Annotated in this window: 6 protein-coding genes; 3 read left to right on the forward strand and 3 right to left on the reverse strand. The window is 37.4% G+C overall.

The genetic code is table 11. The features are described from left to right. From E1140_RS04245 to E1140_RS04255, 3 genes are all read left to right on the forward strand, one after another. A partial coding sequence (locus tag E1140_RS04245; protein WP_155179386.1) for an FtsX-like permease family protein occupies window positions 1-1,472 on the forward strand: 1,472 nt, incomplete at its 5' end. Between the two features lie 99 nt (window positions 1,473-1,571). Continuing rightward, complete coding sequence (locus E1140_RS04250) at window positions 1,572-4,298, forward strand: DEAD/DEAH box helicase family protein (protein ID WP_155179388.1); 2,727 nt, start codon at window positions 1,572-1,574, stop codon at window positions 4,296-4,298. Between the two features lie 181 nt (window positions 4,299-4,479). Continuing rightward, window positions 4,480-5,679: a multidrug effflux MFS transporter gene (locus tag E1140_RS04255; RefSeq protein WP_155179392.1), complete on the forward strand. Its 1,200-nt coding sequence runs from the start codon at window positions 4,480-4,482 to the stop codon at window positions 5,677-5,679. A gap of 31 nt (window positions 5,680-5,710) precedes the next feature. On the opposite strand, the gene E1140_RS04260 is transcribed toward E1140_RS04255, so the two are convergent. The 3 genes from E1140_RS04260 to E1140_RS04270 all read right to left on the reverse strand — a co-directional run. After that, window positions 5,711-7,813, reverse strand: coding sequence for an MBG domain-containing protein (locus E1140_RS04260; protein WP_155179393.1), 2,103 nt, complete (start codon window positions 7,811-7,813; stop codon window positions 5,711-5,713). 94 nt (window positions 7,814-7,907) lie between these two features. Further along, window positions 7,908-9,005, reverse strand: a complete 1,098-nt coding sequence (locus E1140_RS04265; RefSeq protein ID WP_155179396.1) for a type 1 glutamine amidotransferase domain-containing protein — start codon at window positions 9,003-9,005, stop codon at window positions 7,908-7,910. Between the two features lie 87 nt (window positions 9,006-9,092). Continuing rightward, the coding region (locus E1140_RS04270; protein WP_155179398.1) for a helix-turn-helix domain-containing protein at window positions 9,093-9,659 on the reverse strand (567 nt) is incomplete at its 5' end.

The raw sequence follows: 9,659 nt of genomic DNA on the forward strand, positions 1-9,659 counted from the left end.
AAGCCATGAGTAGGATGAAAGAGGTGAGTGTCAGAAAAATTATTGGAGCCAAAAGAAAGCATCTGATATTTCAGTTTATTGGTGAGTCCATAATGATTTCACTATTGTCCATTATTCTGGCAGGCTTTATAGTTGAAATGTCAGTGGGTTATTTAAGTCAATTTCTTGGAAAGCCATTGAACTTTGAGATGTTTGGAAGCCCATTGAACCTTATGATAATTTTGGTTTTTTCAATATTGTTAGGGGCATTGGCAGGTCTTTATCCAGCAGTTTATGCATCTAAATTTAACACCATTGCAATGCTTAAGCTCAAAGGTAGTTCTGGCAATGGAAAATCTACGTTTAGAAATGTAATGGTTGTTATTCAGTTTGCTTTATCAGCTTCACTTATCATCGTATCAATAGTTGTTTATCAGCAAGTAGATTTTCTTAGAAAAACGGACTTAGGTTTTAATAAGGAGCATGTAATCACAATTACATTGAGACCCGGACTTCGTAAAAACCTAGAAACAACCAAGCAGCTTTTCTTAGCCAATCCTGATATTAAATCTGCCACGTATGCTTATGGCTTCCCTGGTGATATTGTGGCTGGTGATAATATCATACAACCGATAGGAGATAAAACCCTTTCGGCTAATCATTTTCTTGTTGATCATGATTATGTTAAAACCATCGGACTAGTAGTAATTGCAGGTAGAGACTTTGATGAGAATTTGGCATCTGATGCAATAGGAGGATTCATTGTGAACGAGACGGCAGTAAGTGCTCTCGGTTACAGTTCAGCTGAAGAGGCACTGGGTAAACCTTTAAGTTGGAAAATGTGGCATTATGACTCCACAAAAAGAGGTGAGATAATAGGAGTGGTTAAAGATTTCAATTTCGAAAGTATGCGTGAGCAAATTGCAACATCAGTAATACATCTTTATCCAAGATCGTATTACAAAATGGCACTGAGGTTAACAGGTGATAATGTCGCGGAGACCATAAAATTTATTGAAAAAACCTGGGCAGACCTAGAACCGACCTGGCCAATCACTTATAACTTTATTGATCAGGATTTTGATAAGATGTATAAGAATGAGCAAAAGCTCGGAGGACTTATAACAGTTTTTACAGGAATAGGAATTTTTATAGCTTGCCTTGGCCTCTTTGGCTTAGTAAGTTATAATACCCGAATGCGTCTTAAGGAAGTTGGAGTGAGGAAGGTATTGGGTGCCAATGTATCCCAGATAGTATCCTTATTAGCTAGAAATTATTTGGTATTATTAATTATTTCATCTGCAATTGCCGTTCCTTTCAGCCTATATGTCATGAATCAGTGGCTTGAGGGCTTTGCATATCGAATAGAGATCAACCCGCTGGTAGTGATCATATCGATAGTTTCACTTATTTTAATCGCATTACTAACAATTAGCTATCAATCTATAAAAGCGGCATTAACCAATCCTGTAGATGTTTTGAAGGATGAGTAACCTATTTTGTGATTATGACAGAATTTATTCTATATGGTGAAATAAATTTCTACTACTTTATAATTTGATTCAACGGAATATTAGCTTAGTGACCTTTAATTGAACACTAACCGATTCTTTTTATTGAACCATTTTCCATCAGACATTAATTTTAAATATCCCTGGCGGCCTTATCAGGAAAGAGTACTCAGAGAGCTGCAAGATCACCTTAATGATGATCATTTGCATGTAATAGCACCTCCAGGATCAGGCAAAACAGTGTTGGGCTTAGAGGTGATGCTGCGTCTCAATAAGCCCACTTTAATTTTAGCACCGACCATCGCTATCAGAAATCAATGGGTTCATAGGTTTTGTGAATTGTTCCTTCAAACTATGTCTCCGCCAGAGTGGATTTCAAATGATATTAGAAACCCAAAATTAATTACAGTTGCTACCTATCAGGGTATTCATGCTGCAGCCTCAGGTACCAAGATTATTGAAGATGAACTTTTAGAACTGGAGGCCGATGAGGAGCAGGAGAGTTCTGGTTCGAAATCAGAAATTGATAATTTAATTTCCTCATTTAAGAAAATTGGTTTAGGTACAATTGTCATTGATGAGGCACATCACCTGAAAAATGCATGGTGGAAAACATTGATAAAATTCAAATCAAAACTGAAGCCGACTATAGTTGGGCTTACCGCTACACCACCATATGATGTTACTTATTCAGAATGGAACAGGTACCTCGAGCTTAACGGCCCAGTAGATACCGAGATTGCTGTGCCTGAGTTGATCAGAGAAGGTGATTTATGTCCGCATCAGGATTATGTGTATCTGTCATCTCCTTCTTCTAAGGAGCTTGAATTGATTAAAAGCCACCGGCATAAGATTGACCTGTTGAGGCAAGAGTTAATTAATGATGAAAAGATATTAGCCGACATCACTAATTCTCCCTTGTTTCTTGAGCCTGAGCAGCATCTCAGTTCAATATATGACAACATGAAGTATTATTCTTCAATTTTGATTTACCTGAATCATAAGAAGGTAGTACTTCATGGAGAGCATGTGAAAATAACTGGAAACCAACTCAAAGATTTGCCAAAACTTAATGATGAATGGTTAGAGACTTTTCTTGATTACTACATCAATGTTTTTGAGCCCATTGATGAAGCAACTATTAAACATCAAAAAAGCGTTGCTAAAAGAATTCGACAAACAGGAGCTATTGAGTGGGGTAAGATAAATTTGAGTAACGACAGTTCATTGGAAAAGGTGCTGACCTCCAGTTTAAATAAGCTGAGTAGCATTTGTGATATAACAGCATTTGAATCAAAACAACTAGGAGCATCATTAAGGCAGGTCGTGTTGAGTGACTACATACGAGCCGAGTATTTGTCGGAAGAAGTTGCGATGAACAAAATGGGAGTGATCCCTATTTTTGAGACTTTAAGACGTCAATTTGGCGCTGAGATAAAATTGGGTGTTTTGACTGGTTCTTTGGTGCTGATTCCAGCCATTTCTTTGCCAGAGGTTCTTCGAATTGCTGGGCAACATGACATTGATGAAATTAATTTTGAGCCGCTGGCTTATGATGCTGATTATCTCCTTTTAAAGCAGAACGATAAGGTTAGGCATCATTTGGTACATATAATAACTCAGGTCTTTGAATCTGGAAATATTAATATTTTGGTGGGTACCAAATCATTGCTGGGAGAAGGCTGGGACGCACCATCTATTAATTCGTTAATACTAGCCAGTTACGTGGGGTCATTTGTGCTCTCAAACCAAATGCGTGGACGTGCCATCAGAACCCAAAGAGGGAACAAAAGCAAAACCAGTAATATTTGGCATTTGGCCTGTTATGACCCAACTCATGACTTTGGAGGTCGAGATATTGCTATTCTTAATAGAAGGTTTAGAGGGTTTTTAGGTATTTCTGAACGTGAAGAGCGAACAATAGAGAATGGATTGAATAGGCTGCTTTTGCCTTATAAATACAATAAGGAGAAGGCCGAAATGTCTAATCAGAGGATGATGCAGTCCGCGGCAGAGCGTGAAAAGCTTACACAACAGTGGAAAGAAGCAATTACCAATGGTACTCATTTAGTTGAAGAAATTAAGGTTCCATTTGAGGAGCAGGTAGAGTATAAAAGGCAAAAGCAGCTTTACCTTAATAAAACCATCAAGTATGTTCTCGTGGAACTTGGGCTTGGTATATCAGCTTACACACTTGAGTTTGTGGATAATTTGCCTAGGTTTCGAGGGTTCCTAAAAACAGTTCAAGGGAGATGGACGCTTTTCTATACATTTTTAGGAGGTCTTGCGGTATTCTTCGGTCGCAGCCTTTTCAAATCGCTGAGAGTCTATATAAAATACAGAGATATTGCTAAAGATCTGGAGTCTATTAGTCATGCCATGTTAAAAACGTTGGTTGATGTGGGGCAAATACATACCGATAGAAGTAAGCTGAAAATTCTAACTACTGTTAATGATCATGGAGAGGTATTTTGTCACCTGGAGGGCGGAACTACTTATGAGAAAAGCCTTTTTATTGAGTCAATGCAAGCTATCGTTGGTCCGGTGCTTAACCCCCGATACATCATGATTAGAAAGAATTGGTGGGCTTTTATCAAACAACGCGACTATCATGCTGTGCCTGATCATCTGGCGAAACATAAAGATGTGGTTATGAAGCTAGCTTCCAACTGGAGAAAGTTTGTTGGAGATTGCGATTACATATACACCAGGAACTCTGAAGGCAGAGCGCTGCTTCTCAAAGCGAGATTCAATTCCTTAGCATCTGAATTTCAAGAGACTAGTGAGAGAACCAGCAGGTGGAAGTAGGTGGCCTTTATGGAGTTATCCAATGATTGTTGACCGTTTATCACCAGATGCTATCGATATGCACAATCAATCATTTCCATTGATGTAAAAATTCAATCTGATTTTTAATTTGTTAACACTGTAGCCTTCAAAACCCTACATTTGCGACTTCTTTTAAAAAGCTCAATCATTTGATGTAGTCATGGCCATCGATACACGAAATAACCGGTTCCTGCTAATTCTGATCTTGGGGTCATTGACCACCATAGGGCCTTTGTCTATCGATATGTATCTGCCAGCCTTTGAAGAAATCTCTATTGGGCTTAATACGGATATCAATCATATCTCACTTTCACTTTCAAGCTTTTTTATTGGTTTAGCAGTCGGTCAGCTGTTTTACGGACCTATGCTTGAGCGATTTGGGCGCAAAAAACCAGTCTATGTCGGTTTGGGATTGTACGTTTTGGCATCTATAGGCTGTGCATTCAGTACTTCAGTTGAGGGCTTAATAGCCTTTAGGTTTTTTCAGGCTTTGGGCTCATGTGCTGGTATGGTTTCATCCAGAGCTATAGTTAGAGATTTGTTTGATACTAAGGAAATGGCTAAGGTATTTTCCATGTTGATGATGGTGATAGCAGTATCGCCCATTATAGCTCCAACGGCAGGAGGGTATGTGACAGCTAGCCTGGGTTGGAGAGCGGTATTTGGAGTTCTGATAGTACTTTCTGTTATGGTTTTAGTGAGCTGTATTTTCTGGTTGCCGGAAAGTAAGAAAGCGGATGCTAATTATTCTTTGAGACCACGAAAGATATTAGGAAACTACATCGATATTTTTAAAGATAAGCAGTTTCTGGTTTTTGCCTTTACCGGAGCCATAGCTTATGCTGGATTATATGCTTATTTAAGCGGATCTCCTTATTTGTTTATGCAACTGTTCAATGTCTCTGAAAAGGAATATGGACTCATCTTTGCCATGATTGCAGCAGGGCTTATAAGTGCCAGCCAGATCAATAATTTACTGTTGAAGAAGTTGCCAAGTGAGCGGATTATTCTGTTTAGTCTGATGGCACAATCTGTAATAGGCATAGGGCTTTTGGTAGTAACTTACCTTAACCTTTCAGGACTTTACATCACCACATCTTTGATTTTCGGATATCTGTTCTTCCTTGGGTTTATATTTCCTAATTCCTCTGCACTTTCATTAGCGACCTTAGGCCACACTGCAGGCAACGCCTCAGCACTAATGGGCTCCCTTCAGATGGTAGTAGGAGCTTTGGCCTCAGCACTGGTCAGCATATTGCAATCCGACAGTGCTATGCCCATGGCTGTGGTAATGGCACTTTGCTCAACTGCTGCATTGTTTCTACTTAGTTTTGGTAGTAGGAGGTTAGTGTTGAGTTGAAAAGTATATTCAATCAGACTATTTCAAAAAATCAATCTTTTATTAAATGAACTTTATTTGTTGAAGTTCCTGTATTGATTTGTAGAATATAAGCGCCAGCATTAAGAGTTTTGAGATCAAAAGTATTGCCATCAGGCTTTACAAACTTGAGTAGTACTTTTCCATTTATATCCAATAAGTGGATTGACTCTATGTTTTCCAAACCATCTATCTTAACAAATCTTACCGTAGGATTAGGGTATACATTAATAGTATTATTTTTTGAATTATCAGTTGCCAAAGTAATACCCTCAATTATAAGGAAACCATCTTCATATAAGAAGTCGTAGTTGACACTCTCGGCTCCTGATAATGTTATTGGATATTCACCTGGAGGGGACTCAATTGTAGCAGTTGTCGTAGCTATCGGAAGGGTCTCTAGATCGCTAACATCGTCTCCGTTTACAAAGCCATTGAATTGAATGTTGAATTCTGGGTTGCTATTCCCGAAAAGTCTAATAGTGTCACTAACACCTATATTCAGAGGAGCTTTATTAATATTCAATGTTTGTACTACGCTTGTGGCATTAAATAACCAATTAGCATCTTGTATAGCTGTTATTTGTACCTGACCTGCTTGATTAATTTGTACTTGATTTAATACTATTGATGCTATAGCTGGATCTGAGATTGAGAAGTATATTGGCATCATGTCGTTGTTACTAGTTGCTTGAATAACAAATTCAACATCACCATATGTCTTCTGAGGCAACTCATGAAAGTCTAAGTTTCGGTCGAGCTTTCTGTAATGATAGTTTTCAACTTTAGTATTTATCCATTCATTATCAATCCAGGATTGAAAGATATTTCTTCTTTTTACTGGAATTTCATCATGGTATTCATAAACCACTTGCGTAGCATAAACCCAAGCATTTGATTCAAAATCCCATTCAAAGTTGACATAAGAAGTTCTTTGCAATTTATCATTTCTTGTTTGTAAGTATTTATAGTTACCTACCCAAGATGAGTTATCATTATTCCATTCATAAGCTTCTTTATAATCAATTGCAGTTTTATACCAAAGAACAATATACTTTCTTTGGGGTAACCAGTTATTCACTCCTGCAGAGTAAAATATAGAAGTTGTTGTATCTCCGTTGTAGAGGTATTCTTTTTTACCAGATTCACGCCATACTTCATCTTTTAAATAAAAATCAATTTCAGAAAGAGTTCTAAACTCGGTATCATAAATATATTCATACTTGTCATTTAAAACCCAGCTATCATTGTCATTTGCATATACCAAGCAAACTCCTGATAAACCATCATATTCGTATTCAAAGTATTTGACTTTATACCAGTCGTTAACTTCGTAATCCCATTCATACCAAGCATAATAAGTCAAACGATTTAGCTCATCTCTTGGATCAATACTGGTTTTGTAGGTTCCGACCCAGCTCTCACTCAATTCATCCCAGATGTATGTGCTGTACATAAGTGCATTTCCAATATCATCGAATTCATCAATAATTTTTGAACTGCTAGGTACCCATTTACTGTTTGCGGCATTCCAGTTGTATTTTACATAGTAGGTTCTGTTTCCAAGAAGGTCGAATTTTCTTTCCTCTTTATAGTCTAATTCCCAATCCTTTAAAATGTTGTTCCAATTGTATCGCAAGTATTCTATTTCATTTTGTTGACTGTCATACTTACGTTCACTTCTGAAGTCATTGATCCAAACCTCATTTTCTAAATCCCAAATTACCTTTAAGAATTTGACTACTTTATCAAAGTCATTTCTTTCATACTCATATCTATAATCATTGAACCAGCTACCTTCTTCATTCGGCTTCGTGAAATGAGAGTACAATGTAAGCACTGAATCTTGTTGATACTGGTACTCGATTTTTTCCCAGATCAAGTCAGTAACGATGCTATCTAACCGAGGTGTAATTACTTCATCTTTAGCCAACAGGTTAGTATTTTTATAGCTATAAGCATTCAGGCCAATTATTGAATTTTCAATTGTTTTGATTGAATCAATTACTTCTTTTACAGAATACTTATGGTGTACCTCAGTTGACTGGGCATAAGATGAAATTTCAAGAATAGCAATTAGAATAATAACAGAAAGCAGAGTTAATGTATTCCTCATCAGTGTATTTTGAATTGAGATGCAATTATATTCTATTTTAAGAAATAATTATGAATATTACCTGTTTGGTTATAAACTGTCTGTTTACTAAGGTCTAAAGGAACTCATTGCTGTGCCTCAAGAGCTGTATTAAATCTACAGTTTTCTTTAGATCAAATTGCATAGTGGCCACCAGGCTATGGACCGCAATTAATTCTCTGTCTATTGATCTGGGATCCTGTTTACAGGCTTTGTCAATTTCCCCTTTGGCGTCATCGAAACCTTTACTTTCATAGGTAATCAGTACACTTATACTATTTTCTTCAGCACTTTTCTTTCTGGGTTTAGGTGTATAACCTAGCTGAACAATCATGGCTTCTGCCAATGCCCAGACTGACCATGGGTTTTGCCCAGTGATTAGATTTCTATCAATACTCAACTGCTCTAGATAAAGATGCCCCTCATCAAATGTGGCGCCTTGTTCAATCAACTTGTCCTGAAGTAAAAATGGAAAGATCTCCTTGGCATCCTTAATTAGGAACAGCTCTTCCTCATTGGTAAAAGCGCTAACCGTCTTGTGTTCCAATAGATGCCTTCCATTATCTAATTTTACATTTACCAATGCGGCTGGACCATGACATACTGCTCCAATTACTTTTTCAGATTGATAATAGTCCTTCAATAAGGTCTGAATATGCTCATTATCGGGGAAGTCAAACATGGCACCTTTTCCACCTACAAAATATATAGCAGCATAATCATCAGGGTTTACTGTACCAATGGCAATACTGTTACTGACTTTCTCTTGAGCTATTGAATCGTTTAAGAAGGCGTAGTCAAATTCCTTCATGTCATCACCATCTATGACCACAGGAGGCAAACCACCTTTAGTACTTGCCACATCTACTTCAAAACCATTGGCCTCGAACACATAATAGGCTCTAGCTAGTTCAGTGAGCTCGTAGCCTGTGCTTTTGCCACTGTTGCCCATCACATCAACACTGGTAACTACTGCCAAGATTTTACCTCGATGTTCTTTAATATTTTCTGTCAGATAGGGTAGGTCTGAAGGTAATGTTGCCCTAAGCTCTTCCTTTGCTGTTTTAGGTTCTGGCAATAGGTTTATAAACCAGTAACCTAGAGAGACAATTGAAACGATGAGAACTAGTGTTACAATTAATGACCATTTTAAGATTCTTTTAGTTTTTGACATAGTATTTGCTTTTTTGAGCAAATGAATACTTATGTCTGGTCAATGTCTTTCGAAATGATCATTTCGATAAACAAAAAGATAATTTCGCTAGCTGCCTTTGAAAGCCACAGGCGTTTTTCCTGTTTGTTTTTTGAAAGCAGTGTTAAAGCTTGAAATACTATTAAAGCCCACTTCAAAGGCAATGGCTGCCATGGTGTGGTTCTTAAATTCTTTGGAATGGAGTAGCTGCTTTGACTCTTCTATCCGATAATAATTTATGAAGCTATTGAAGTTCTTCCCGCTTCGTTGATTGATTACCATAGAAAGCGTTTGAGTTGTAACATTTAAATCCTTACTCATAGATTTCAAGGTGAGCTCAGGGTTTTGATATTGCTTTTCATTTTCAACAAGCGCTAACACTCTTGAATAAAGCTGTGTGCTTTGTTCTTCTGAAACTGTGGTGGTTTTGTACTTGGTTTGATCAATTTTTGATATGAAGTCCTTACTAATAACTATAAAACTGATTATATAAGCCACAATAGAATATAATACGGGGCCAACTATGTAGGGCACCGTTTCATCAAATAGGTTTAATACATAGACAACCCAAATAGCTGACAGCCCATAAGTTAGTAACATAAGTAGCTCGTAAACATCCTTGCTGAGTTCCTTAGT

The organism is Fulvivirga lutimaris (assembly GCF_009711525.1).
GTDB classification, from domain to species: Bacteria; Bacteroidota; Bacteroidia; order Cytophagales; family Cyclobacteriaceae; genus Fulvivirga; species Fulvivirga lutimaris.